Here is a 23,612-nt window from a genome sequence, read left to right on the forward strand (position 1 = left end):
GGGCGTACCGGGGGAGGGCGTCGAGGTGCGTGACGGCGATGCGGCGGGCACGGCGGCGGAGCGGCCTTCCGGGGATGTGCCGTCCTCCACGGTGCCGTCCGGGACGGGTGCGCGGACGTCGTCGGACACCGAGCCGTCCCGCGTGGGGCTCTCGTACGTGAACAGTCCGCCCAGGAAAGCGCCCGTCAGCAGGACGGCCAGGGTCACGCCCGCCCCGGAGACCAGAAGGGTGCGGTGCCTGCGCCGGGAGCCCCCGTGGGCGTCCGTGTCGGCGAGGTCCGTCTCGCCAGGTGTCTGTTGCGCGGAGGGCGGGTGCGGTTGCGTGGGTATGGGGTCCGTGGCGGCCAAGTCCCCTTGTTCCCGCGGCACTTCGTCCCCGGAGCGGTCTGCCCCTGTGTCCTCGCCGAGCTCCACGAACGGCCGTATCCGCACCGGATCGAAGTCCTCCGCGGCCGCCCGCTCCGCCGCGCGCGCGTCGCGGCGGGCGTCGGAGGCCCGGCGAGCGCACGAGCAGGCGGGGGTGGCGTCGGCTGCCCGGGGTGTCCCGCACTCCGGGCAGACGGGGCCGTTCGGTTCACTCACGTAGGGGTCCCTCTCCATGCAGGATCCAGAGTCTAGGCATAAGTTGAACACTCAATCTCCATGGCCCCGGAGGTTGACGGAACAGGCGCCCCAAGGCCGTCCGAAACCGGTCGCACCGGCCCGGGTACGTCCCTCACGCCGAGCGACGTGGCGGCGTCCCCGTGGTGGGCCGGCCGAGGTGGGCGGTGAACCAGTCGCGGGCCAGTTCCGCGACGGTCGTGAGAGTGCCGGGCTCCTCGAAGAGATGGGTGGCGCCCGGGACCACGGCGATCCGGTGCTCGCAGTGCATCCGGTCCGCGGCCAGGCGGTTGAGGCTGAGCACCTGTGTGTCACGGCTGCCGACGATGAGCAGGGTCGGCGCCCGCAGCCGCGCCAGCGCCGCCGGCGTGGCCAGGTCGGGGCGACCGCCGCGCGAGACGACCGAGCGGACGTCGGAGCCGGACAGAGCGGCCGCCTCCAGCGCGGCAGCGGCCCCGGTGCTGGCCCCGAAGTAGGCGACGGGCAAGCCGGTTTCCTCGCGCAGCCACACCGACGCGGCATGCAGACGCCGGGCGAGCAGCAGGATGTCGAAGACGTTGTGCCGGTCGTGCGCCTCGCCGTCGGTGAGCAGGTCGAGCAGCAGCGTGGCCAGCCGGGCCCGGTTGAGGGCGGTGGCGACGTACTGGTTGCGGGGGCTGAGCCGGCTGCTGCCACTGCCGTGCGCGAACGCCACCGCCGCCGCGGCCCCGTCGGGCACGACCAGCCGGGCACCCACCCGCGCTCCCGCCGCCGGGATCAGCACCTCACGGTCCGACGGCGACGCCGATCCGGATCCCGCAGCCGCGGCGAGCAACGAGGTGACCTCGGAGTCCGGCACCTGACCGAAGTCCCGGTACCAGGCACCCACCGAGCCGAGGATCTGATGCGTCTGCGGGCAGACGACGTCGTCGGCGACCTGCCGCAGCCGGGCCACGCTGTGCGCCGGTCCGACGGGCACGGCGAGCACGACCCGGGCCGCGCCCTGACCTCGTACGACCCGGCAGGCGGCCTCGGCCGTGGCACCGGTGGCGAGCCCGTCGTCCACCACGAGCGCGGTGCGCCCGGCCACCGGCAGCGCCTCGCGCCCCTGCCGGTAGCCCCGCACCCGCCGTTCCAGCTCGGCACGCTCGGCCGCCTCCACGGTCCCCCGCTCGGCCGAGGTCAGCCCGGCCTCGCCGATCACATCCCGGTTGAGGACGCGCACCCCGTGCTCGCCGATCGCCCCGAACCCCCACTCCGGCTGGTCGGGCACACCCAGCTTCCGCACCACCAGCACATCCAGCGGGGCGTCGAGCCGCCGGGCCACCTCCGCCGCCACGGGCACCCCGCCGCGCGGCAGGCCCAGCACCACCACATCCTGACCGCGCAGCTCCTCAAGCCCCTCGGCCAGCAGCCGCCCGGCCGTCCTGCGGTCGTCGTAACGCATACGTGCCTCCCGTGCCCACGAGGACGGGAGCTGTCCCTTCTCTTCAGGCTACGACTGTTCGCGGGAGGCTTCGGCACTTGGCGATTTCGGGTCGGTACCCCCGAGGCGGTTGCCGTGTTCAATCACTCGTATCGCGTCACGCATCACGGCACGAACGGACGTCCCCACACGTCAGGAGGCATCGTGATCGCCGCTCCCGAGCCCCGACCGACCGAACGCGACATCGTCGAACGCGCCGTGAACCTGCGGCCCGTGCTGATCGAACGACAGCCGGAGACGGAACGGCTGACGCACTACCCCAAGGACACCCACGACGACTTCCTGCGGGCCGGCTTCTACCGGATGCTCCAGCCGCGCCGCTACGGCGGCTACGAGTTCGGCCTGCCCGCCTTCTACCGCGTGGTCACCGAGATCGCCCGCGGCTGCCCCTCCACCGGCTGGGCCCTGTCCCTCACCGCCGCCCACGTCCTGCAGGTCGCCGGCGTCTTCGAGGAGAAGGCACAGGACGAGATCTTCGGCGCCGACGGCGACTTCCGCGCCGCGTCCACGGTCGCGCCCATCGGCGTCGCCCGGCCCGACGGCGACGACCACGTCGTCCTCGACGGCACCTGGCCGTACTCCTCGGGAGCCCCCTACTCCACCCACTACGTCGGCCAGACCCTGCGCGCCCCCGACCGCCCCGGCGGCCCGCCCGGACCACCGGTGCTGTTCGTCGCCCCGCGCTCGGTGTGGACGGTGCTCGACGACTGGCACGGCGTCCTCGGCCTGCGCGGCAGCGGCTCCCACAGCATCCACATGGAGCAGGCCCGCATCCCGGCCCACCTCACCCGTGAGGCGAGCCTGCTCGACCTGCCCGTCGAGGGCGGCAGCGTCGGCTCCGCGCTGCACGGCAACCCCATGTACGCGGGGCGGGCACCGAGCTTCTTCCACGGCGAGCTGGCCGCCATCATGATCGGCACCGCGTATGCCGCCGCCGACGAGTACGCCCGCGTGATCGCCGAGCGCCCCCTCATCCTCGAACCCGACCGCACCCGCGCGGAACTCCACGACTACCAGCGGCATCTCGGCGAGGCCCTCGGCGTGATCCACACGGCCGAGGCGGCGCTGCTGCGCACCGCCGAGGAGTGGATGGAGACCTGCCACCGCAACGCCACCGGCGGCGCCCCCTTCACCCTCGCCGACGACAACCGCCTGGCGCTGATGTTCCTGAACGCCGGCCGCATGACCTGGGACGTTCTCCAGGGCACCCTTTTCCGCACGGCCGGTTCCCGGCACGCCCGCGACGGCGAGCGGATGCAGCGCTACTTCCGGGACGCGGCGACGTACTGGACCCATGTGGGCCCCAGCATGGCCGAGCCGCTCACCCGCCGGGTCGGCCGCGATCGCTTGGGGCTCCCGTCCGATGACATTCCGTTGATCCCCTGACCTGCGGACAACGGATGCCCTGACCTGTGGGGAGCCATAGGAATGCTCCCGTCCGGATCGGGTACGCGAGCAGGGCCGCGCCGGGGCCGAGTACCCCGCGACCATGCCCCGGGCGGACCGCAATACCGTCGCTGACAGGGGATCTGCCATGGACACACCCGCGAACGACTACACCGCCACACCGGCCCGGCGGGCGCTGGACGCGCTGGCCGACAACACGGAGGACAGGGCGGCGCTGGACACGCTCGCGAGCAGCGACGTCCTTGTCCCCGTGCCCGACGACGTGGAGGATCAGGACGCCACCGACCCCGCCGCCGTGGCGCTGCCGGTCATCGAGCGGCCGGGCGGCGAGCCGGTCGTCCCCGTCTTCACCTCCGAGCCCGCGATGGCCGAGCTGCTGCCCTACATCTCCCGCTACCGCCTGGTGCCGCTGGGCGCACTGGCCTCCCAGTGGCCGACCGAGGACCTGGCCCTGACCATAGACGCCGGCTCCGCACACCCCCTGACCCTGACGTCGGAGGGCGTACGGACCCTGCTGGCGCGACCGTAGCGCGACAGAGCGACCCGCGAAGGGGATGAGCGGCCGCAGCCCGGCCGCTCATCCCCTTCGCGCTGTCCGTCCCTCTCCGAGGACGGCCGCCGCGGTCCTGGACCGCCTCGCGGACCATGGGGAAAGGTCGGCCGGAACTGCTCCCCGCCGCAGGGTGGTTCGGCCGTACGGAGAGGGAAGATCCCACCGGGAGGGCCGACGCGAAAGGGTGGGGGTCGTCTTGAGGGTCGTCCTGCTGGGCACCGCAGCCGGAGGCGGTTTCCCCCGCTGGAACTGCGCCTGCGTGCGCTGCGACGCCGCCCGTGACGGGAAGCTGCCCGCGCGCGGCTCGGAGTGCGCGGCCGTCACCGGCAACTCCCGCGACTGGTGGCTGCTCAACGCCTCACCGGACATCCGCGCCCAGCTGGGCGGCGCCGCCGCCCTGTGGCCCGGGCCCCGGCACACCCCGGTGCGGGGCGTGCTGCTGACCGACGCCGAGGCCGACCATGTGGCGGGCCTGGCCGTACTGCGCGACGCCGCCGGACTGAAGACGTACGCCACCGCGCCGGTACTGGCCGCCCTGGCCCCGGCGAGGGCTGGCCTGGACCGCCACGCCCCGTGGGAGTGGGCGGACAGCCTCACGGAGGGCGGGTTCGTGCTGGCCGGAGGGCTGGTCGTCACGGCACATCCGGTTCCGGGGAAGGCACCGGCGTACGTGCCGGGCAAGAGCACGGACCGCCGCTGGGTGACGGTGTACCGCGTCGAGGACCTGGCCACCGGACGCGTCCTCGTCTACGCACCCCGCGTGCGGGCCTGGTCCCCGCTGCTGGAGGACCTGGTCGCCACGGCGGACTGCGTCGTCCTGGACGGCACGCACTTCGCGGCCGGCGAGTCGACGGACGCCGGACGGCACCTGCCCGTCTGCGGACCGGCCGGCAGCCTCACCGCCCTGGCCCGCCACCCGCACGCCCGCCGGATCTACACCCACCTCGCCGACACGAACCCGCTGCTCGATCCGGCCTCGGCGGCTCGCGCCCAGGTGGCGGAGGCGGGCGTGGAGGTCCTACCGGACGGGGTGGAGTTCGCGCTGTAGGCGGACTGACGGCATCGCCCTCAGGGGCGCGGGGAACCGCGCGACAAGCCACGACGGCGTCGCAGTCGAACGACGACCCGCCGCGGCACTGCCGTCAAGCGCTCAGCATGCGCGCGAGCGCACCCCGCTGCAACGGCAGGACCTCGGCGTGCAGGTCACGGCCCTTGCGGGTCAGGGTGACATACACGCCGCGCCGGTCCTCCACACAGACGGAACGCTCCAGCAGTCCGTCCTTCTCCAGCCGGCCGATGAGCCGGGACAGCGCGCTCTGGCTGAGATGGACCCGTCCGACGAGGTTCTGCACCCGACACTGCTCGCCCTCCTTGGGCGTCGCCGACGCGAGGATGTCGAGCACCTCGAAGTCGCTCGCGCCCAAACCGTGCGGGTGCAGTACGCGGTCGATCTCGCACATCGTGCGCGCGTGCACGGACAGGATGTCCCGCCACCGTTCCTCGAGCCCCGCGTCGGCCGTCTTCACTGCCATACCGGCACCGTAGCACCGATTCGGCCAATTGTTGTACGTGCAACTAGTGCGCGCGCAACAGAGGCGTCACCGACGGGGCGGGCCCTCAGCCGGTCGGGTCCTGGAGCAGCCCGACGAGATTGCCGTCCGCGTCCTTGACGGAGGCGATCAGCCTGCCGCCGCCCACGTCGTGGATGTCCTGGAGCGCCTCGGCACCCGCTGCCAGCAGGGCCGCGTGGGACGCCCTGATGTCGGTCACGTGCCAGTAGGGGACCGGGCCGGTCAAGCCCTTGGAGTGCCCGTTGGGGTCCAGACCGACGTCCTGCCCGGCGTCCTTGAAGCCGACGTAGTACGGCTCGTCCGCATACGGCTCCGTCTCCAGCAGGGCGCTGAACAGGGCCTTCGCCCGGGCGAGGTCCTTGACGGGGTAGATGATCGTGCTGACTCCGGCGGTCATGACGTCCTCCTTGGTGAACCGGGGGCCGGCGGTTTCGCCGGTGGTCTCACGCTAGGACGGGGGAGCGGCTCATGACTTCTCGAATCCTGACCGTTCGCGAGCCGAGGGCGCGCCGCCGGCCGGATCGCCGCACCCTCCTGCCCTCAAGTCGTCACGTCGACTGCCGTTTCACCAGCTCCGTCGGCAGGATCACCGCCGCCGGGTCCTCACCGCCGATCTGGGCGAGCAGCAGCCGCACCATCTCGGCGCTGATCCGGTCGTAGGGCTGGTGGATCGTCGTCAGGGCGGGTGTGGCCTCCGTCGCCGCGGCGGAGTCGTCGAAGCCGCCGACGGACACGTCCTCGGGCACCCGGCGCCCCGCCCGGTGCAGCGCCACCAGGGCACCCTGTGCCATCAGGTCGGACGCCACGAACAGGGCGTCCATGTCCGGCGCCTGCGCCAGTAGCCGCTGGGTGCCCGCCTCGCCGCTGGCCCGGCTGTAGTCGCCGGAGACGATCAGCTGCTCGTCGATCTCGACGCCCGCCTCCGTGAGCACCTCCTTGTACCCGGCGAGGCGGTCGACACCGCCCGGGGTGTCCAGCGGACCGCTCACCACGCCGATCCGGCGCCGGCCCAGCGACAGCAGGTGGCGCACCATGTCGCGGGCGCCGTCCCGGTCGTCCGCCGCCACGTAACTCACCTTGGAGCCGGGCCCCATGGGCTTGCCGCACTGGACGAGGGGCACACCCGCCTCGCGCAGCTCCTCGGCGACCCGGTCACCGGAGTGACTGGACACCAGCAGCACCCCGTCGACATGACCGGCGGTGATGTAGCGCGTGATGCGCCGCCGTTCGTCCTTCGTGCCCGCCAGCATCAGCAGCAGCGGGATGTCGTGCGCGGCGAGGGCCTGGGTGCAGCCGCTCAGCAGGACGTTGAAGTTGGGGTCCTCGAAGAACCTCTCCTGCGGCTCGGTCAGCAGGAAGCCGATCGAGTCCGAACGCCCCGTGATCAGCGAGCGGGCATGCCGGTTGACGACGTAACCGGTCTTGCGGATCGCCGCGTTGACCGCCTCCTGGGCGGTGGGGCTGACGTAGTGCCCGCCGTTGAGCACGCGCGAGACGGTGCCCCGTGAGACTCCGGCCTCGCGCGCCACGTCGTGGATCGTCGGCGGTCTGCGTCGGCCCCCCGTGTTGCTCATGGTCATGACTTTACGGCTCCGGAGAGCAGATCCAGACTCCAGAACCGCTGGATGACCAGGAAGAGCGCGACCAGCGGAATCACCGCGAGGAACGCGCCGGTGATCACCAGCGTGTACAGCGCCGGGGTGTTGGCGCCCTGTTCGAGGAGCGTGTACAGGCCGAGCGTGATCGGGAACCGCTCGTCGTCGCTGAGCATGATGTACGGCAGCAGGAAGTTGTTCCAGATCGCCACGAACTGGAACAGGAACACCGTCACCATGCCGGGCACCATCATCGGCAGTGCGATCCGGGTGAAGATCCGCCACTCGCTCGCCCCGTCCATCCGCCCGGCCTCGACCACATCGGCCGGGACGGCGGCGGTCGCGTAGATCCGCGAGAGGTAGACGCCGTACGGCGACAGGAGCTGCGGCAGCAGCACGGACAGGTACGAGTCCGTCAGATCGGCCTTCGCCAGCAGCAGGTACTGCGGGATGGCGAGGATGACCGGCGGCATCAGCACGCCCGCCAGCAGGACATTGAAGATCGTCTCGCGGCCCGGGAAGCGGTAGATCGCCAGCGCGTAGCCGCTGAACGCCGAGACGACCGTCGACAACAGGGCGCCGAGACCGGCGTACAGGGCGGAGTTGCCCATCCACTGCCAGTAGACGCCGTCGCGATAGGCGCTGAGGTCCGCGACGTTGTCGGCGAACCCCGTGCCCGGCAGGAAGGTGAACGTGGAGAACAGTTCGCTGCCGGACTTCGTCGCCGCGATCACCACCCAGGCCACCGGCAGCAGGCAGTAGAGCGCGCCGAGCAGCAGTGTGACCGTCGGGATCAGTGCGATCCGGCGGCGCAGCGGCGGGCGGTTCCGAACGGTCCCGGGCCTGCTGCCCGTCGCCGTCTCGGCCTTGCTCACGGCAAGAGAACTCACGGTGCCGCCTCCTGCTTGTTGCGTCGGTTCGCGGCCCGCAGGAAGCCGAAGGACAGCAGCAGCGTGGCCAGGGCGATGATCGTCGCCTGGGCGGCCGCCGCGTAGATGTCGCCCTTGCCGAAGGCGTCCTGGTACACCTTCATCAGCGGACTCCACGTCGTGGACACGGAGTTGGTGAGCGGCTTCAGGGTGGTCGGCTCGTTGAACACCTGGAGCGTGGCGATGATCGAGAAGAAGAAGGTCAGCACCAGGGAGGGTGCCACCATCGGGATCTTGATCCTGAGCGCGATCTGCAGCGGCGTGGCACCGTCCAGCTTGGCCGCCTCGTACACCTCGGCCGGGATGGCCTGGAGCGAGGTGTAGATGACGATCATGTTGAAGCCGGTGCCGCCCCAGACCGCGATGTTGGAGAGAGCGAGATACAGCGGACCGCCGTCGAGCAGGTCCGGCTGCGGCAGGCCCAGCTTCTCCAGCACGAAGTAGAACGGGCTGACGTCCGGCAGGTACAGGAAGCCCCACAGCAGCGCGGCCACCACACCGGGGATGGCGTACGGCAGGAAGATCGCGAGCCGCGTGACCGGCGCCAGCCGCACCTTCTCGGAGTCCAGCATCAGCGCGAACAGCAGGGCGAGGCCCAGCATCACCGGCACCACGATGCAGCCGTAGCCGAGCACACGCAGCGCGCCGTCGACCAGTTCGCTGTCGGTGAGGGCGTCGGTGTAGTTCTCCAGCCCGGCCCAGACCTCCTTGCGGGCACCCGCCCCGAGGCCGAGCCCGGAGACCTGCACCTTGCGGAAGCTGAGCCAGACCGCGTAGCCGATCGGTAGCGCGAAGAACAGTGCGAAGAGGATCGTCGCGGGGAGGAGGAAGGCGTACGGGGCCCCCTTCACCCAGTACGCCTTCCGGCTTGTGCTGGTCACTCGGAGACCTCGAAGCCCTGCTTCTTCAGGTCGGCGACCGTGTCGTCCTGCATGGTGTTCAGGGCGGCGACGAAGTCCGACTTGTCCTTGGCGGCCTTGCCGAAGGCGTCCTTGAAGGTCGTGTAGGCGACGTTCACGTTCGGGCCCCAGGCGGACGGGGCGGTGGTCTTCGCGATCTCGGCGGCCCCGGTGTAGAAGTCCGACTGGTTCGAGAAGTAGTCCGGCGGGGTGGCGAAGGCGCCGCTGGTCTGGGCGTTCGTGGCGGCCGGGTAGATGCCGCTCTCCTTGGCCAGGGCCTGCAGGGCGTCGCCGTCGGTGTTCAGCCAGGCGGCGAACTTCGCGGCGGCGGCCTTGTGCTCGGAGTCCGTGGTGACGGCGGTGGAGGAGCCGCCCCAGCTGCCGGTGACGTTCTCCGACGGCGACCACTGGGGGAGCGGGGCCATGGCCCACTTGCCCTTGGTGTCGGGCGCGGCCGTGGTCAGCGTGCCCGGGGCCCACACCGCGGAGACCCAGGCGATCTGCTTGCCGGTGTTGAGCGCCTTGTTCCAGGCAGGGGTGTACATCGGCTGGTTGTCGACGGCGCCCTCCTTGACGAGGTCGCCCCAGAACTCGGCGACCTTCTGCGAGGCCGCGTCATTGATGCCGACCTGCCACTTGTCGCCGGAGGTCGTCCACCACTTCGCGCCGGCCTGCTGGGCGAGGCCCGCGAAGAGACCGGAGTCGTTGGCGGAGAAGGTCGTCAGATCCGTGTCCGGGGCCTTCTTCTTGAGCGCGCGGGCCGTCTGCGCGAACTGCTCCCAGGTGGTCGGGACCGTCAGGCCGTACTTCTTGAACAGGTCCTCGCGGTAGTAGAACATCATCGGCCCGATGTCCTGCGGGACCGCGTAGACCGCGTCCGTGCCCAGCGTGGTCTGCTGCCAGACTCCGTCGGCGAACTTGCCCTTCGCGTCGCCCACTTCACCGGCTATGTCCGCGACGGCGTCATTGCTGACCAGCGTCGGCAGCGCCTGGTACTCGGCCTGGACCAGGTCGGGGGCCTTGCCCGCCTTGTGCGCGGTGAGGATCTTGGTGACCAGTGTGTCGCCGGACGCCTGCTTCTTCACCGTGACCGTGATCCGGTCCTTCTTGCCCGGACCCTTGTTCCACAGGTCGACGACCTTGTCCATGCCGGGCGTCCAGGTCCAGTACGTCAGCGAGACCGGCCCCGACGGGTCGTCGCTCGCGTCTTCGGTGCCGCAAGCGGCGAGGGCGGTGGCGCAAAGAGCCACGGCGATGGTGGATGCCACGAGGCGAACGCGCTTCGTGTTGGGCATGGATCTCTCCCCTGACCTGGGTCCCCGCCCGCTGCGAGGACCTGCCACGCTTCTGTGAGCGTTCACAGTAGAGAAACATCCCGGACACTTGTCAATGGTTGTTGCTGTGCGGTTATGTTGGGCTCGCACCGCCGATTGTGTGTGTGCACGTTCCCAAATGATCAACAAAACGGGAGAGATCCATGCCGGAGACCAACCCCAGGGGCCTCACCCGGCTCGCCTTCGGTGGGGACTACAACCCCGAGCAGTGGCCGGAAAGCGTCTGGCAGGAGGACGTCCGGCTGATGCGGGAGGCCGGCGTCACGATGGTGAGCGTCGGGATCTTCTCCTGGGCCCTGCTGGAGCCCTCACCGGGCGTGTACGACTTCGGCTGGCTGGACCGCGTGTTGGACCTGCTCCACGAGCACGGCATCCGCGTCGACCTGGGCACCCCCACCGTCTGCCCGCCGGTCTGGTTCTACCGCGCCCACCCCGAGGCCCTGCCCGTCACGGCCGAGGGCGTGCGCCACGAGTTCGGCTCGCGCGCCGCGATCTGTCACAGCAACGCCGACTACCGCACGGCCGCCGCGGCCATCACCACCAAGCTCGCCGAACGCTACGGCGACCACCCGGCGCTTGCGATGTGGCACGTGCACAACGAGTACGGCGTCCCCGTCTCTGCCTGCTACTGCGACTCGTGCGCCGCGCACTTCCGCCGCTGGCTGGCGTCGACGTACGGGACCGTCGAGTCCGTCAACGAGGCCTGGGGCACGGCCTTCTGGGGGCAGCGCTACTCCGACTTCGACGAGATCAACCCGCCGCGGCTGACGCCGACGGCCGTCAACCCGGCCCAGGCGCTGGACTACAAGCGCTTCGCCGACGCCACCATGCGCGAGAACTTCCGTATGGAGCGGGACATCCTGCACCGCCTCGCGCCCGGGGTCCCGGTCACCACCAACTTCATGACCGCCCTCAGTCAGTGCGACTCCGTCGACTACTGGGCCTGGGGCCGCGAGGTCGACATCGTCACCAACGACCACTATCTGATCACCGACGGCCGCCGCACCCACGTCAACCTCGCCATGGCCGCCGACCTCACCCGTTCGGTGGCCGGGGGAGCGCCCTGGATCCTCCTGGAGCACTCCACCTCGGGCGTCAACTGGCAGCCCCGCAACCCCGCCAAGGCCCCCGGCCAGATGGCCCGCAACTCCCTCGCCCATGTGGCGCGGGGCTCCGAGGGCGCCATGTTCTTCCAGTGGCGCCAGTCCCGGCGCGGCGCCGAGAAGTTCCACTCGGCGATGGTCCCGCACGGCGGCACCGACACACGCGTGTGGCGCGAGGTCGTCGAACTCGGCGCCGCCCTCGACTCGTTGAACCCCGTGCGCGGCACCCGCACCCGGGCCGACGTGGCGATGCTGTGGGACTGGCACTCCTGGTGGGCGCAGAACCTCGACTGGCGCCCGAGCCAGGACCACGACCCGCGCGAACGCGCCGACGCCTTCTACGAGGTGCTCTACGACCGCCACCTCACCGTCGACTTCGCCCACCCGGAAGCCGACTTGTCGAGGTATCCCCTTGTCGTCGTGCCGGCCCTGTATCTGATGACCGAGGCGGCCGGGAACAACCTCAGGGAGTACGTCGGACACGGCGGCACCCTCGTCGTGTCGTACTTCTCCGGCATCGTCGACGAGCACGACGCCGTGCACGAGGGCGCCTGCCCCGGACCGCTGCGGGACGTCCTCGGCCTCACGGTCGAGGAGTTCTCGCCGCTGCTCCAGGACCAGTTGGTGCGGATCACCGGACCCGACGGCTCCGAGCTCAGCGGCGACGTCTGGACCGAGTTCGTCGTCCCGCGCGGCGCCGAGACCGTCTGGACCTACGCCGACGGACTGACCGCCGGCCACCCCGCCGTCACCCGGCACCGCCTCGGGGAGGGGACCGCCTGGTACGTCTCCACCCGCCTGGGCGCCGAGGGCCTGGACGCCCTGCTCGGCTGGGCGATCGAGGACGCGCAGGTGGCACCGCGTGTCGACCTGCCCCGGGACGTCGAAGTGGTGCACCGCGTCGGCGAGTCGGGCAGCTATCTGTTCGTGATCAACCACACCGCGTCGGACGCCAAGGTGCCGCTGGAGGCACCCGGCACCGAGCTGCTGACCGGTGAACGCGCCGCGGGCCGCCTGGCGGTCCCCGCGGGAGCCGTCCGGGTCGTACGACTCGACGGCTGAGCCGACTCCCCTCCGCCCGCGCGTGCCACGAGCCGCGGGCGGAGGGGCTCCTCACCGCAGCGGTTCCCCACCGCGCCGGTGAGGCATCCCCATCCCCATACGTCGAAGGGACGACGGACGAAGATGTTCCATCCCAGACGCACCCTCCGAGTCCTGCTGATACCGCTCGCCGCCGGACTCGCCCTCACCGCCCTGCCCGCGCAGACCGCCTCGGCGGCAAGCACGGTCACCAACGGCGGCTTCGAATCCGACGGGACCGGCACCGCGACCCCGGCCGGCTGGTCGACCTACTCGGCGGCCGGTCAGAACTCCGCCTCCTTCGCCGAGGCCGGTGGCCACGGCGGCAGTTACCGCCTGACGCACTGGTCGTCGTCGGCGTACAAGGTGGAGACCTACCAGTACCTGTCCGGGCTGACCAACGGGAACTACAGGCTCACCGCCTGGGTCCGCTCCGGCGGTGGCCAGAACTCTGCGTACATAGCGCTGAAGAACTGCGGCGGCGCCGAGCAGCGCACCGACCTCCCCGTCTCGGCGAGCGGCTGGATCCGCATCGTCGTGCCGGTCAGCGTGACCACCAACCAGTGCACGATCAGCATCAACAGCGACGCGAACGCGGGCAACTGGATCAACGTGGACGACCTGACCTTCGCCTCGGGCACGGGAGGCACGTCGATCCACGGCGCCGACATCTCCTCCCTCGCCAAGAGCGAGGCCAAGGGCGGCCTCTACAAGTCGAGTTCCGGCGCGACCGGCGACGCGGTCACCATCCTGAAGAACGCCGGCATGAACTACGCCCGCCTGAAGGTCTGGGTCAACCCGGCCGACGGCTACAACAACAAGGCGCGCGTCCTGGCCACCGCCAAGCGCGTCAAGGCCGCCGGCATGAAGCTGCTGGTCGACTTCCACTACTCGGACACCTGGGCCGACCCGGGCGCCCAGAGCAAGCCGGCCGCGTGGTCCGGACACTCCTACAGCCAGCTGAAGACCGACGTCTACAACCACACGTACGACGTGCTCAACGCCCTCAAGGCGCAGGGCACCACCGCCGACATGGTCCAGGTCGGCAACGAGATCAACGGCGGGATGCTGTGGTCCGAGGGCTCCACCGACAACTGGTCGCAGCTCGCCGGCCTGCTCAACTCCGGCTACGACGCGGTCAAGGCGGTCAGCTCGTCCACCACCGTCGCGCTGCACCTGGCCAAGGGCGGCGATCTGTCCGGCACCCGCTGGTGGTTCGACAACGCGGTCGCCGACGGCGTGAAGTTCGACGTGATCGGCCTGTCGTACTACGGCTACTGGCACGGCTCGCTGTACGACTTCCAGACGACCCTCGACGATGCGGCTTCCCGCTACGGCAAGCCGGTCTACGTCGCCGAGACGGCCTACCCGTTCCGCCTGGACAGCGAGGACTCGCACGAGAACATCATCAACACCACCGATGAACTCGTCGCCGGCTACCCCGCCACCGTGGCCGGGCAGACCCGGTGGATGAACGACGTGACGAGCATCGTGGAGGCCGTCCCGGGCGGCCGTGGCCTCGGCGTCTTCTACTGGGAGGCGACCTGGACCGCCGTCACCGGCAACGGCTGGGACCCGACCGACGCCTCCTCCGGCAACGGCTGGGAGAACCAGGCCCTGTTCGGCTACGACGACAAGGCCCTGTCATCGACGGCGTGGTTCAGCCACCGATGAGTGAGTGACGAAAGGGCCCGGTCGCACCCTCGCGGCCGGGCCCCGGCGCCTGAGTCGCGAACCGCCCTGTGTCGTACGGCCGTTCGGTACCGGACAACGGTCGAAGAGTCGCGGACACGGCGGCTTCCACTGCGGGACAGTGGGAGCACGTGTGACGACGCGGCCCGACGGAGGGAGACGAGATGCTGAGGACTCCTGCCGGCCGGCGGCGCCTGGAGATCCTGGAATGGCTCAAGGATCCGCTCGCGCACTTCCCGGACGGGTGCCACGGAGACCCGGTCGAAGACGGTGTCACCGCGGACGCCGTCGCCGCCAAGCTCGGCGTGTCACCCGAGGTGGCCGAGACCCACCTCGGCCTCCTCGTGAACATCGGCGTGCTGCGCACCAAGCTGATCCGGCAGCACGCGCACTACCGGCGGGACGAGATGCGGATCGCCGAGGTGGCGCGCATGTTCGAGAAGGGCTGGTAGTCGCGGGGGAGCGGGTTGACCGTCCTGCACCTGCCAGGCACCCCGTCCCGGTCCCGCTCCTAGCCCGCGCCGCGCCCCGCCCCAGCGCTTGAGCCGGCCGTCGGACTCGGCTCGTGATGCTCGCGTACGGCGATCCGGGCCAGCTTGGTCAGCATCATGCCGTTGCGGATCGCGACGACGTAGTCGACGGGCAGCCCGTGCATGCGGGTGCCGGGGCCCCGCAGGGGATGCCAGTCGAGCATGAAGAGGGTGTGCTCGCCCCAGGGGATCAGCCTCATGGCGATACGGGCCGCCCCGAAGGGCTCCGCCTTCGCCTCCAGTTCCAGCCGTTGCAGCGGCTCGCAGATGCGGACGACGCAGGTGTCCTCCAGGACCAGCGGGCCGAGACCGACGCGGACCCGCAGCCGTGCGCCCACCTGCGGCCAGTGCGGGTCCGCGGACAGGACCTGCTGGGTTCCGGTGACCCATTCCCCGTAACGATGTCCGTCGGACAGCAGGCTCCAGACCTCGGACGGCGAGCTCAGGATCAGACGGCGATTGCGTGCCACACCCACCACGCTCCTTCTCCTCGGCCGCTCAGCAGGCTCTTCGACCGTAGCCGCGCGGTGCGTCACGGGCCTGCCGAGCGGTGGGGGCCCCGGTCCCCGAAATGCCCCCTCCGGACGCCCGGAGTTACCCTGTTGACCGGCCGCGACCCCGTGCGCGGCGCGGCGGTGGGGCCCGCCGTACCCGAACCGCGGCAGTGCCGCCGCCAACGGTCCCTACTTGCAACCGCGAGGCCCGCATGCCCGGGCCGCCCAGGCGAGTAGGAGACGTACGACCATGACAGCCCCGGAAACCGAGAGCCTGCGCGCCCCCGCCGGCACCGCGTGGCAGCCGGTCTGGCGGGGGCAAGGACCGGTCGTCGCCGTGGTCGCGCTCGGCGGGGCCATCGGCGCCACGGCCCGGTATGCGGTCTCCCTGTGGTGGCCGGCCCAGCCCGGCGGCTTCCCCTGGGCGACCTTCTGGACCAATGTCGTCGGCTGCGCCGTGATCGGCGTGTTCATGGTGGTCATCACCGACGTACGGTCCGCCCACAGACTCGTCCGCCCCTTCTTCGGCACCGGCGTCCTCGGCGGCTTCACCACCTTCTCCACCTACGCCGTCGACATCCAGAAGCTGGTGGACGGCGGCCATCCGCGCACGGGGCTGGCCTACCTCGCCGCCACCCTGATCGCGGCACTCACGGCGGTCTGGCTCGCGACGGCGGCCACCCGTCGCGTCCTGAAGTGGAGGCGGCGATGACCGGGCTGACCGGCAGGGCCCTGCGCCTGACCGTGTTCGTCGGCGAGCACGACACCTGGCACCACAAGCCGCTGTACTCCGAGATCGTGCACCGTGCCCACGCGGCCGGCCTCGCGGGCGCCAGCGTCTTCCGCGGTATCGAGGGCTTCGGCGCCTCCTCGCTGATCCACACCTCGCGGTTGCTGTCCCTGAGCGAGGACCTGCCGGTCGCGATCGTGATCGTCGACACCGAGCAGCGCGTACGGGCCTTCCTGCCGCAGCTCGACGAACTCGTCACGGAGGGACTCGTCACCCTCGATGACTGCGACGTCATCCGGTACACCGGCCGCGACGATACTCCGGGCGAATCGGACAGGGAAGGTAAGAAGTCGCCGTGAACTGGCTTCTGGTCGTCGCGGGCGCCCTCGTCGGCGCGCCCCTGCGCTATCTCACCGACCGCGCGGTGCAGTCCCGGCACGACTCCGTGTTCCCCTGGGGCACCTTCCTCGTCAATGTCACCGGCTGCCTGATCCTCGGCCTGCTCACCGGCGCGGCGGCCTCGGGTGCCGCGAGTTCCCACCTCCAGCTGCTGCTCGGCACCGGACTGTGCGGCGCCCTGACCACCTACTCGACCTTCTCCTACGAGACCCTGCGGCTGACCGGGACGGGCGCCGGGCTCTACGCCGTGGGCAATGTCGTCGGGAGCGTGATCGTGGGCCTCGGTGCGGCCTTCCTCGGCGTGTCGGTGGCCGAGGCGGTGTGGTCGTAGGCCGCCACGGCCGCGGCGATGGCGCCGGAGCCACACCCGCACCTGGTAGGACAGTGCGCACCACATGTCCCGCCGACCCCCGGAACTGGATCACATGAGCGCCATCAGCGTCGGTCAGGCCGTCGTCCTCGGAGCCGTCGAGGGGGTGACCGAGTTCCTGCCCGTCTCCTCGACCGGCCATCTGAAGATCGTCGAGGGTTTGATGGGCATCCCCGTCGACGACGACGCGGTCGTCGGGTTCTCGGCCGTCATCCAGGTCGGCGCGATCGCCGCCGTTCTCGTGTACTTCTTCAAGGACATCGTGCGCATCGTCTCCGCGTGGCTGCGCGGGCTGCGGGACAAGGAGGAGCGGTACCACCACGACTACCAGTTCGCCTGGTGGGTGATCTTCGCGACCATCCCGATCGTCGCCGTGGGTCTGGCCGCCAAGCCGCTCATCCAGGGGCCGCTCGCCTCGCTGTGGGTGGTCGCGGGCTCGCTGATCGTGGGCAGCGGGGTGATGTGGGCGGCGGACCGGATGGGCCGGCACAAGCGAGGGGAGGACGACACCTCCTTCAAGGACGCCATGCTCGTCGGCAGCTCCCAGATCCTCGCCCTGCTCTTCCCCGGCTTCTCGCGCTCGGGCGCCACGATGTCCACGGCGCTGATGCTGGACCTCGACCGGGTCGCCGCCACCCGTCTGTCGTTCTTCCTCGGCATCCCCGCCCTGACCGGCGCCGGCATCTACGAGCTCAAGGACGCCCTCGGCACGGGCACGGCAGTGCTGCCGCTGGCTGTCGGCACCGCCGTCTCCTTCGCTGTCGCCTACGCCTCCATCGCCTGGCTGCTCAGGTTCGTCGCCAAGCACTCCTTCAACGCCTTCGTGATCTACCGGATCGTCGTCGGCGTGCTGCTGTTCGGGCTGCTGGGCGCGGGGGTCGTCAACAGCTGACCCGGTCCGGGTGCGGCGTCGGCAGCGGGCCGTCCGGCGCCACACCCGGTGAATCTTTCCTTAAGGGTCTCTTGACACCACCCTCCGCTCACCCGGAGTATCGCTCCCGTGAACCTGTCAGACAGCCGGACAGCCAGTCAGCCTCCGCGACGCGTCAGCGCCATGGAGGCGGTTCTGGCGCACCTGCGCAGCGCCATCGAGCGCGGCGAGTACGCCGTGGGCGACAAGCTCCCCTCCGAGGCGGAGCTGTGCCGCACCCTGGAGATCAGCAGGCCCGTCCTGCGCGAGGCCCTGCGGGCCCTGCAGACGATGGGCCTGACCGTCTCCAAGACCGGCAAGGGCACCTTCGTCGTCGCCAGCGCCGTCGAGGACCCCACCTTCGGTGACTACTCGGCCAGCGACCTGCTGGAGGTGCGCCGGCACGTCGAGATCCCGGTCGCCGGGTACGCGGCGCTGCGCCGCACCCCGGAGAACCTCGACCACCTGGCTCATCTGCTCGACCGCATGGAGCGGGAGACGGACACCACCGCGTGGGTCGCGATGGACACCCTCTTCCACCTGGCCGTGGCCGAGGCCGCCCAGAACCCGGTCTTCCGCCGGGTCATCGAGGAGATCCGCGACGCACTGGCGCGTCAGTCGGCCTTCCTCAATGAGCTGGGCGGCCGCCGCGAGCAGTCCAACCGCGAGCACCGGGCGATCGTCGAGGCGCTGATCGACGGTTCCGAACTCGACGCGACCGACGCCATGGCGCACCACCTCGACCGCGTCGAGACGACCCTCACCGACATCGTGCGCCCCCCGCGCACGGACAGCACCACGGAAGGCGGACCCGAGGCGTGAGTGAGCAGTCCCTGCACGAAGGCGTGCAGAAACGTTCCAGCCATGTCGACGCAGGCGACGAGGGGTACAGCAAGTCCCTGAAGTCCCGGCACGTCAACATGATCGCCATCGGCGGGGCCATCGGCACCGGCCTGTTCCTCGGCGCCGGCGGCCGACTCGCCGACGCCGGCCCGTCCCTGTTCATCGCCTACGCGGTCTGCGGCGTCTTCGCCTTCCTCGTCGTGCGGGCCCTCGGCGAACTCGTCCTGTACCGGCCTTCCTCCGGCGCCTTCGTGTCGTACGCCCGGGAGTTCATGGGAGAGAAGGGCGCGTACACCGCGGGCTGGATGTACTTCCTGAACTGGGCCACCACCGGCATCGCCGACATCACCGCGGTCGCCACCTACACCCACTACTGGGGCATGTTCTCCGACATCCCGCAGTGGGTGATCGCGCTCATAGCGCTCGCCGTCGTCCTGACCGTGAACCTGATCTCGGTGAAGTTCTTCGGCGAACTGGAGTTCTGGTTCGCGATCATCAAGGTCGGCGCGCTCGTCGTCTTCATGCTCATCGGCATCTTCCTGCTGGTCACCCAGCAGCCCGTGGACGGCCACACCCCCGGCCCGTCCCTGATCACCGACAACGGCGGCCTCTTCCCCAACGGCCTGCTGCCCATGCTGCTGATCGTCCAGGGCGTCGTCTTCGCCTACGCCTCCGTCGAGCTGGTCGGCGTCGCCGCCGGTGAGACCGAGAACCCCGAGAAGATCATGCCGAAGGCGATCAACTCGATCATGTGGCGCGTGGGCCTCTTCTACGTCGGCTCCGTCCTCCTTCTCTCGATGCTGCTGCCCTGGTCGTCGTACAAGGCCGGTGAGAGCCCCTTCGTCACCGTGCTGTCCAACATCGGCATCCCGGCAGCGGGCGGCGTCATGAACCTGGTCGTGATGACCGCGGCCATGTCCTCGCTCAACTCCGGCCTGTACTCCACCGGCCGCATCCTGCGCTCCATGGCGATGTCCGGCTCCGCCCCGAAGTTCACCTCGGTGATGAGCCGCAGCCAGGTCCCGTACGGCGGCATCCTGCTGACCAGCGGGATCTGTGTCCTCGGCGTCGGACTCAACTTCGTCGTCCCGGCCGATGCGTTCGAGATCGTGCTGAACTTCGCGGCGATCGGCATCCTCGCCACCTGGGGCATGATCATGATCTGTCACCTGCTCTTCTGGCAGAAGACCCAGAAGGGCGAACTCGACCGGCCCGGCTACCGACTGCCGGGCTCCCCCTGGACCGAACTCGTGACGCTGGCCTTCCTCGCCTCCGTCCTGGTCCTCATGTACGCCGACGGAGGCGCCGGCCGCACCACCGTGCTGTGCCTGCCGCTGATCGTCGGGGTGCTGGTCGCGGGCTGGTACGGCATCCGAAGCCGTGTGGCGCGCACCTCCGTCAAGGCCGACACGTGAGACCCGTGTCGGTCGACGACCCCTCATCGACCCACGAAAACAGGCAGTGATGTACAGCAGTTCCATAGCGGACGCACCCCTTGTCCGCGAACCTCTCCACGCCCCCGTCGCCCACCTCATACGCGGCGGAATGATCGAAGGCATCCACTACGGCTCCGTCGTCGTCCTCGGCGGCGACGGGGACGTCCGGTTCCAGCTCGGTGACATCGAGGCCGCCTTCTACCCGCGCTCGGCGCTCAAGCCGGTCCAGGCCGTCGCCATGGCCCGGGCCGGGCTCCCGCTCGACGGTGAGCTGCTCTCGCTCACCGCGGCGAGCCACTCCGGCGAGGAACGCCACCTCGCCGGAACCCGGCGCATCCTCGAACTCGCCGGGCTCACCGAGGATCATCTGCGCAACGTCCCGGACATGCCGTACGACCCGGTCGTCCGGGACGCCTGGGTACGGGCGGGCCGCCTGCCCTCCCGGCTCGCCCAGAACTGCTCCGGCAAGCACGCGGCGATGCTCTACACCTGCCGGCTCAACGGCTGGTCCCTGGAGGACTACCTCGACCCCGGGCACCCCCTTCAGCAGGCCATAGCCGAGATCGTCGAGGACCTCACGGGGCAGCGGATCGCACGCGTGACCGTCGACGGGTGCGGGGCTCCTTTGTTCTCCGTGTCCTTGCACGGCCTTGCCCGCGCCGCCGCCCGGATCACCACCGCGGTGCCGGGCACGCCCGAGGCGCGGGTCGCCGACGCGATGCGGGAGCACGCCGAGATGGCCTCCGGCTCCGGGCGGGATGTGGCCGCGCTGATGCGGGCCGTGCCCGGGCTGCTCGCCAAGGACGGGTTCGAGGGCGTGCAGGTCGCTGCGCTGGCGGACGGGCGGGCCGTTGCCGTGAAGATCGCCGACGGGGCGAATCGGGCGCGGGTGCCGGTCGCTGCCGCCGCTCTTGCCTGGGCCGGGGTCGATCCGGCGTTGCTCACCGAGTTCCAAGGAGAGGCGCTTCTCGGGGGCGGTCAAGCGGTCGGGTGCGTGCGGCCCGTTCGTTCGCTGGAGCCGGTCGCGGTTTCGGCCTGCGCCTGACGATGTGCCGGACTTCTCGTACGGCGGCCGCGAGCCGGATGTGGCTGGTCGCGCGGTTCCCCGCGCCCCTGAAGGGGCGCTCACCCTCATGTCCCTCAGAAAGAGGACCCGTTCCCTCATGACCACCCGCAGCGAGCACGATCTGCTCGGCGACCGTGATGTCCCCGCCGACGCGTACTGGGGTGTCCACACCCTGCGTGCCACCGAGAACTTCGCCATCACCGGCACGCCGATCTCCGCCTACCCGCACCTCATCGACGCCCTCGCCGCCGTCAAGGAGGCCGCCGCCCTCGCCAACGAGGAGCTCGGGCTGCTGGACCCGAAGAAGGCCGCCGCGATCGTCGCCGCCTGCCGGGAGATCCGGTCCGGCGAGCTGCACGGCCAGTTCGTCGTCGACGTCATCCAGGGCGGCGCCGGCACCTCGACCAACATGAACGCCAACGAGGTCGTCGCCAACCGTGCGTTGGAGCTGCTGGGCCACGACAAGGGGCAGTACCAGTACCTGCACCCCAACGAGGACGTCAACCTCGGTCAGTCGACCAACGACGTCTACCCGACCGCCGTCAAGATCGCGACCGTCTTCGCCGTGCGCGGGCTGCTCAAGGCGATGGCCGTGCTCCAGGACGCGTTCGCCCGCAAGGCCGTCGAGTTCCGCGACGTGCTCAAGATGGGCCGCACCCAGCTTCAGGACGCGGTGCCGATGACGCTCGGGCAGGAGTTCTCCGCCTACGCCGTCATGATCGACGAGGACCGGTCCCGGCTCGCCGAGGCCGTCGAGCTGATCCACGAGATCAACCTGGGTGCCACCGCCATCGGCACCGGCCTCAACGCCCCGGCCGGATACGCCGAGTCGGCCCGCCGTCACCTCGCCGAGATCACCGGGCTGCCGCTGGTGACCGCCGCCAACCTGGTCGAAGCGACCCAGGACTGCGGCGCGTTCGTCCAGATGTCCGGCGTGCTGAAGCGCATCGCCGTGAAGCTGTCCAAGAGCTGCAACGACCTGCGCCTGCTGTCGTCCGGGCCGCGCGCCGGCTTCGGCGAGATCAACCTGCCGCCCGTGCAGGCCGGTTCGTCGATCATGCCCGGCAAGGTCAACCCGGTGATCCCCGAGGTCGTCAACCAGGTCGCCTTCGAGGTGATCGGCAACGACGTCGCCATCACCATGGCCGCCGAGGCCGGACAGCTCCAGCTCAACGCCTTCGAGCCGATCATCCTGCACTCCCTCTCGGAGAGCATCACGCACCTGCGCAACGCCTGCGTGACCCTCGCCGAGCGCTGCGTGGTCGGCATCACCGCCAACACCGAGGCACTGCGCCGTTCCGTGGAGAACTCCATCGGCCTGGTCACCGCCCTCAACCCGCACATCGGGTACACGGCCGCGACCGACATCGCCAAGGAAGCCCTCGTCAGCGGCCGGGGTGTGGCCGAACTCGTCCTGGAGAAGGGCCTGTTGCCGGCCGACACCCTGGCCGACCTGCTGCGCCCGGAGGTCGTCGCGGGCAGCGGCCAGGCCCTGGCCTGACCAGCGCAAACCCCACCTCGGATGCGCGAAGGGACCGGCCGGGAGGCACAATGGTGATCATGGCAGCGTCGACGTCATTGACCTTCCAGCCGATCCTGGAGCGCATCGCGGAGGAGATCGAGCGGACCCCCGGCCGAGGCCGGCCCGCCGACTACATCCCGGCGCTCGCGGCCTGCGACCCCCGCAGCTTCGGCATGGCCGTCGCCGAACTCGACGGCACGGTGTACGGCGTGGGGGACTGGCGCGAGCCGTTCTCCACGCAGTCCATCACCAAGGTCTTCACCCTCGCGCTCGACCTGGCCCGCGAGGGCGACGAACTCTGGGAGCACGTGGGCCGCGAGCCCTCCGGCAACCCTTTCAACTCCCTGATCCAGCTGGAGTACGAGAACGGCATCCCCCGCAACCCGTTCATCAACGCGGGCGCCCTCGTCGTCACCGACCGCCTCCAGACCCGTACCGGCGACGCGGCGGGGGAGTTGCGCTCCTTCCTCCGCGCGGAGAGCGGCAACCCGACCCTGGATTTCGACCAGGACGTCGCCGCCTCCGAGACGGCGAACGGCGACCGGAACGCCGCACTCGCCCACTTCATGGCGTCCTACGGCAACATCGACAACCCCGTGCCGGCCCTGCTCGACCAGTACTTCCGCCAGTGCTCCGTCAAGGCGTCCTGCGCCGACCTGGCGCTGGCCACGTCCTTCCTGGCCCGCCACGGCGTCCGGGCCGACGGCACCCGCCTGCTCACCCTTAGCCAGGCCAAACAGATCAACGCGGTCATGCTGACGTGCGGCACGTACGACGCGGCCGGCGACTTCGCGTATCGGGTGGGTCTCCCAGGGAAGAGTGGTGTGGGCGGCGGCATCATCGCGGTGGTCCCGGGCCGCTGCACCCTGTGCGTGTGGAGTCCCGGTCTGGACGAACGGGGCAATTCGGTGGCAGGAGTGGCGGCCCTGGACAGATTTACCACCTTGACGGGCCTGTCAGTGTTTTAGGAGGGGTGCGCGAAGCGCGCCCCCTCACGGGCGCAGGGAGCTGCGCGTTCAGCCACAACGCTCCCGCAGCCTGCGATCCACCGCACCAGGCAGACGCGTCGCAGCCTTCAACTCAC

General features: G+C 70.4%; 23 protein-coding genes and 1 pseudogene. 15 read left to right on the plus strand and 9 right to left on the minus strand.

Features of this window, described 5'->3' with window-relative positions; all coding sequences use genetic code 11:
- Both EAO75_RS46075 and EAO75_RS27345 read right to left on the minus strand, forming a co-directional pair.
- Positions 1–582 (minus strand): annotated as a pseudogene (locus EAO75_RS46075) (peptidoglycan-binding protein); the annotation flags it as partial.
- A gap of 133 nt (positions 583–715) precedes the next feature.
- Positions 716–2,026 (minus strand): phosphoribosyltransferase family protein, encoded by a 1,311-nt coding sequence (locus EAO75_RS27345; RefSeq protein WP_147997661.1) that lies wholly within the window; start codon positions 2,024–2,026, stop codon positions 716–718.
- A gap of 183 nt (positions 2,027–2,209) precedes the next feature.
- Here EAO75_RS27345 and EAO75_RS27350 point away from each other — a divergent pair, with 183 nt between their 5' ends.
- From EAO75_RS27350 to pqqB, 3 genes are all read left to right on the plus strand, one after another.
- Positions 2,210–3,451, plus strand: coding sequence for an acyl-CoA dehydrogenase family protein (locus EAO75_RS27350; RefSeq protein ID WP_147997662.1), 1,242 nt, complete (start codon positions 2,210–2,212; stop codon positions 3,449–3,451).
- Positions 3,452–3,599: 148 nt separating this feature from the next.
- On the plus strand, positions 3,600–4,001 hold the full coding sequence (locus EAO75_RS27355; RefSeq protein ID WP_147997663.1) for an SseB family protein: 402 nt from the start codon (positions 3,600–3,602) through the stop codon (positions 3,999–4,001).
- Positions 4,002–4,221: 220 nt separating this feature from the next.
- The gene (gene pqqB, locus EAO75_RS27360; protein ID WP_147997664.1) at positions 4,222–5,073 is read left to right on the plus strand and encodes a pyrroloquinoline quinone biosynthesis protein PqqB; all 852 of its coding nucleotides are present in this window, start codon (positions 4,222–4,224) and stop codon (positions 5,071–5,073) included.
- A 94-nt stretch (positions 5,074–5,167) separates the two neighbouring features.
- Here pqqB and EAO75_RS27365 read toward each other — a convergent pair whose 3' ends face one another.
- The 6 genes from EAO75_RS27365 to EAO75_RS27390 form a co-directional block, all read right to left on the minus strand.
- Entirely contained in the window at positions 5,168–5,557 is a 390-nt protein-coding gene (locus tag EAO75_RS27365; RefSeq protein WP_147997665.1) for a MarR family winged helix-turn-helix transcriptional regulator, read from the minus strand.
- Between the two features lie 85 nt (positions 5,558–5,642).
- Positions 5,643–5,993 (minus strand): VOC family protein, encoded by a 351-nt coding sequence (locus tag EAO75_RS27370; RefSeq protein ID WP_147997666.1) that lies wholly within the window; start codon positions 5,991–5,993, stop codon positions 5,643–5,645.
- 151 nt (positions 5,994–6,144) lie between these two features.
- Positions 6,145–7,176, minus strand: a complete 1,032-nt coding sequence (locus tag EAO75_RS27375; RefSeq protein ID WP_147997667.1) for a LacI family DNA-binding transcriptional regulator — start codon at positions 7,174–7,176, stop codon at positions 6,145–6,147.
- Positions 7,173–8,081, minus strand: a complete 909-nt coding sequence (locus EAO75_RS27380) for a carbohydrate ABC transporter permease (protein WP_147997668.1) — start codon at positions 8,079–8,081, stop codon at positions 7,173–7,175. The genes EAO75_RS27375 and EAO75_RS27380 overlap by 4 nt, the downstream gene beginning before the upstream one ends.
- Positions 8,078–9,001, minus strand: coding sequence for a carbohydrate ABC transporter permease (locus EAO75_RS27385; protein ID WP_147997669.1), 924 nt, complete (start codon positions 8,999–9,001; stop codon positions 8,078–8,080). The genes EAO75_RS27380 and EAO75_RS27385 overlap by 4 nt, the downstream gene beginning before the upstream one ends.
- Complete coding sequence (locus EAO75_RS27390; RefSeq protein WP_147997670.1) at positions 8,998–10,314, minus strand: ABC transporter substrate-binding protein; 1,317 nt, start codon at positions 10,312–10,314, stop codon at positions 8,998–9,000. The genes EAO75_RS27385 and EAO75_RS27390 overlap by 4 nt, the downstream gene beginning before the upstream one ends.
- Before the next feature lie 182 nt (positions 10,315–10,496).
- On the opposite strand from EAO75_RS27390, the gene EAO75_RS27395 reads away from it, so the two are divergent.
- The 3 genes from EAO75_RS27395 to EAO75_RS27405 all read left to right on the plus strand — a co-directional run bounded on the left by EAO75_RS27395 (position 10,497) and on the right by EAO75_RS27405 (position 14,680).
- Entirely contained in the window at positions 10,497–12,518 is a 2,022-nt protein-coding gene (locus EAO75_RS27395; protein ID WP_147997671.1) for a beta-galactosidase, read from the plus strand.
- A 123-nt stretch (positions 12,519–12,641) separates the two neighbouring features.
- On the plus strand, positions 12,642–14,210 hold the full coding sequence (locus EAO75_RS27400) for an arabinogalactan endo-beta-1,4-galactanase (protein WP_147997672.1): 1,569 nt from the start codon (positions 12,642–12,644) through the stop codon (positions 14,208–14,210).
- Positions 14,211–14,392: 182 nt separating this feature from the next.
- Complete coding sequence (locus EAO75_RS27405; protein WP_147997673.1) at positions 14,393–14,680, plus strand: ArsR family transcriptional regulator; 288 nt, start codon at positions 14,393–14,395, stop codon at positions 14,678–14,680.
- Positions 14,681–14,739: 59 nt separating this feature from the next.
- Here EAO75_RS27405 and EAO75_RS27410 read toward each other — a convergent pair whose 3' ends face one another.
- On the minus strand, positions 14,740–15,228 hold the full coding sequence (locus tag EAO75_RS27410; RefSeq protein ID WP_147997674.1) for an SRPBCC family protein: 489 nt from the start codon (positions 15,226–15,228) through the stop codon (positions 14,740–14,742).
- A 274-nt stretch (positions 15,229–15,502) separates the two neighbouring features.
- Between EAO75_RS27410 and crcB (EAO75_RS27415) the strand changes: the two genes are divergently transcribed.
- From crcB (EAO75_RS27415) to EAO75_RS27455, 9 genes are all read left to right on the plus strand, one after another.
- Positions 15,503–15,964, plus strand: a complete 462-nt coding sequence (gene crcB, locus EAO75_RS27415) for a fluoride efflux transporter CrcB (RefSeq protein ID WP_147997675.1) — start codon at positions 15,503–15,505, stop codon at positions 15,962–15,964.
- Positions 15,961–16,341 carry a DUF190 domain-containing protein gene (locus EAO75_RS27420; protein ID WP_147997676.1) on the plus strand — a complete coding sequence of 127 codons (381 nt, stop codon included), beginning with the start codon at positions 15,961–15,963 and terminating at the stop codon, positions 16,339–16,341. The genes crcB (EAO75_RS27415) and EAO75_RS27420 overlap by 4 nt, the downstream gene beginning before the upstream one ends.
- The gene (gene crcB, locus EAO75_RS27425; RefSeq protein ID WP_147997677.1) at positions 16,338–16,712 is read left to right on the plus strand and encodes a fluoride efflux transporter CrcB; all 375 of its coding nucleotides are present in this window, start codon (positions 16,338–16,340) and stop codon (positions 16,710–16,712) included. Before EAO75_RS27420 ends, crcB (EAO75_RS27425) begins: the two co-directional genes overlap by 4 nt.
- A 94-nt stretch (positions 16,713–16,806) precedes the next feature.
- Positions 16,807–17,643: an undecaprenyl-diphosphate phosphatase gene (locus tag EAO75_RS27430; RefSeq protein ID WP_147997678.1), complete on the plus strand. Its 837-nt coding sequence runs from the start codon at positions 16,807–16,809 to the stop codon at positions 17,641–17,643.
- Positions 17,644–17,805: 162 nt separating this feature from the next.
- Complete coding sequence (locus EAO75_RS27435; RefSeq protein WP_147997679.1) at positions 17,806–18,483, plus strand: FadR/GntR family transcriptional regulator; 678 nt, start codon at positions 17,806–17,808, stop codon at positions 18,481–18,483.
- Complete coding sequence (locus EAO75_RS27440; protein ID WP_147997680.1) at positions 18,480–19,919, plus strand: amino acid permease; 1,440 nt, start codon at positions 18,480–18,482, stop codon at positions 19,917–19,919. Before EAO75_RS27435 ends, EAO75_RS27440 begins: the two co-directional genes overlap by 4 nt.
- A gap of 49 nt (positions 19,920–19,968) precedes the next feature.
- Positions 19,969–20,985 carry an asparaginase gene (locus EAO75_RS27445; RefSeq protein ID WP_147997681.1) on the plus strand — a complete coding sequence of 339 codons (1,017 nt, stop codon included), beginning with the start codon at positions 19,969–19,971 and terminating at the stop codon, positions 20,983–20,985.
- 118 nt (positions 20,986–21,103) lie between these two features.
- Positions 21,104–22,507 (plus strand): aspartate ammonia-lyase, encoded by a 1,404-nt coding sequence (gene aspA, locus EAO75_RS27450; RefSeq protein WP_147997682.1) that lies wholly within the window; start codon positions 21,104–21,106, stop codon positions 22,505–22,507.
- Positions 22,508–22,557: 50 nt separating this feature from the next.
- Complete coding sequence (locus EAO75_RS27455; RefSeq protein ID WP_147997683.1) at positions 22,558–23,496, plus strand: glutaminase; 939 nt, start codon at positions 22,558–22,560, stop codon at positions 23,494–23,496.
- The last annotated feature ends 116 nt before the right edge of the window (positions 23,497–23,612 follow it).

The organism is Streptomyces sp. UW30 (assembly GCF_008042075.1).
GTDB lineage: Bacteria > Actinomycetota > Actinomycetes > Streptomycetales > Streptomycetaceae > Streptomyces.

Coding starts and splice junctions, on each gene's coding strand:
- EAO75_RS27345 (WP_147997661.1), bottom strand. CDS start 2,026: ATGCGTTACGACGACCGCAGGACGGCCGGGCGGCTGCTGGCCGAGGGG.
- EAO75_RS27355 (WP_147997663.1), top strand. CDS start 3,600: ATGGACACACCCGCGAACGACTACACCGCCACACCGGCCCGGCGGGCG.
- EAO75_RS27365 (WP_147997665.1), bottom strand. CDS start 5,557: ATGGCAGTGAAGACGGCCGACGCGGGGCTCGAGGAACGGTGGCGGGAC.
- EAO75_RS27370 (WP_147997666.1), bottom strand. CDS start 5,993: ATGACCGCCGGAGTCAGCACGATCATCTACCCCGTCAAGGACCTCGCC.
- EAO75_RS27375 (WP_147997667.1), bottom strand. CDS start 7,176: ATGACCATGAGCAACACGGGGGGCCGACGCAGACCGCCGACGATCCAC.
- EAO75_RS27390 (WP_147997670.1), bottom strand. CDS start 10,314: ATGCCCAACACGAAGCGCGTTCGCCTCGTGGCATCCACCATCGCCGTG.
- EAO75_RS27395 (WP_147997671.1), top strand. CDS start 10,497: ATGCCGGAGACCAACCCCAGGGGCCTCACCCGGCTCGCCTTCGGTGGG.
- EAO75_RS27400 (WP_147997672.1), top strand. CDS start 12,642: ATGTTCCATCCCAGACGCACCCTCCGAGTCCTGCTGATACCGCTCGCC.
- EAO75_RS27405 (WP_147997673.1), top strand. CDS start 14,393: ATGCTGAGGACTCCTGCCGGCCGGCGGCGCCTGGAGATCCTGGAATGG.
- crcB (WP_147997675.1), top strand. CDS start 15,503: ATGACAGCCCCGGAAACCGAGAGCCTGCGCGCCCCCGCCGGCACCGCG.
- EAO75_RS27420 (WP_147997676.1), top strand. CDS start 15,961: ATGACCGGGCTGACCGGCAGGGCCCTGCGCCTGACCGTGTTCGTCGGC.
- EAO75_RS27430 (WP_147997678.1), top strand. CDS start 16,807: ATGAGCGCCATCAGCGTCGGTCAGGCCGTCGTCCTCGGAGCCGTCGAG.
- EAO75_RS27435 (WP_147997679.1), top strand. CDS start 17,806: ATGGAGGCGGTTCTGGCGCACCTGCGCAGCGCCATCGAGCGCGGCGAG.
- EAO75_RS27445 (WP_147997681.1), top strand. CDS start 19,969: ATGTACAGCAGTTCCATAGCGGACGCACCCCTTGTCCGCGAACCTCTC.
- aspA (WP_147997682.1), top strand. CDS start 21,104: ATGACCACCCGCAGCGAGCACGATCTGCTCGGCGACCGTGATGTCCCC.
- EAO75_RS27455 (WP_147997683.1), top strand. CDS start 22,558: ATGGTGATCATGGCAGCGTCGACGTCATTGACCTTCCAGCCGATCCTG.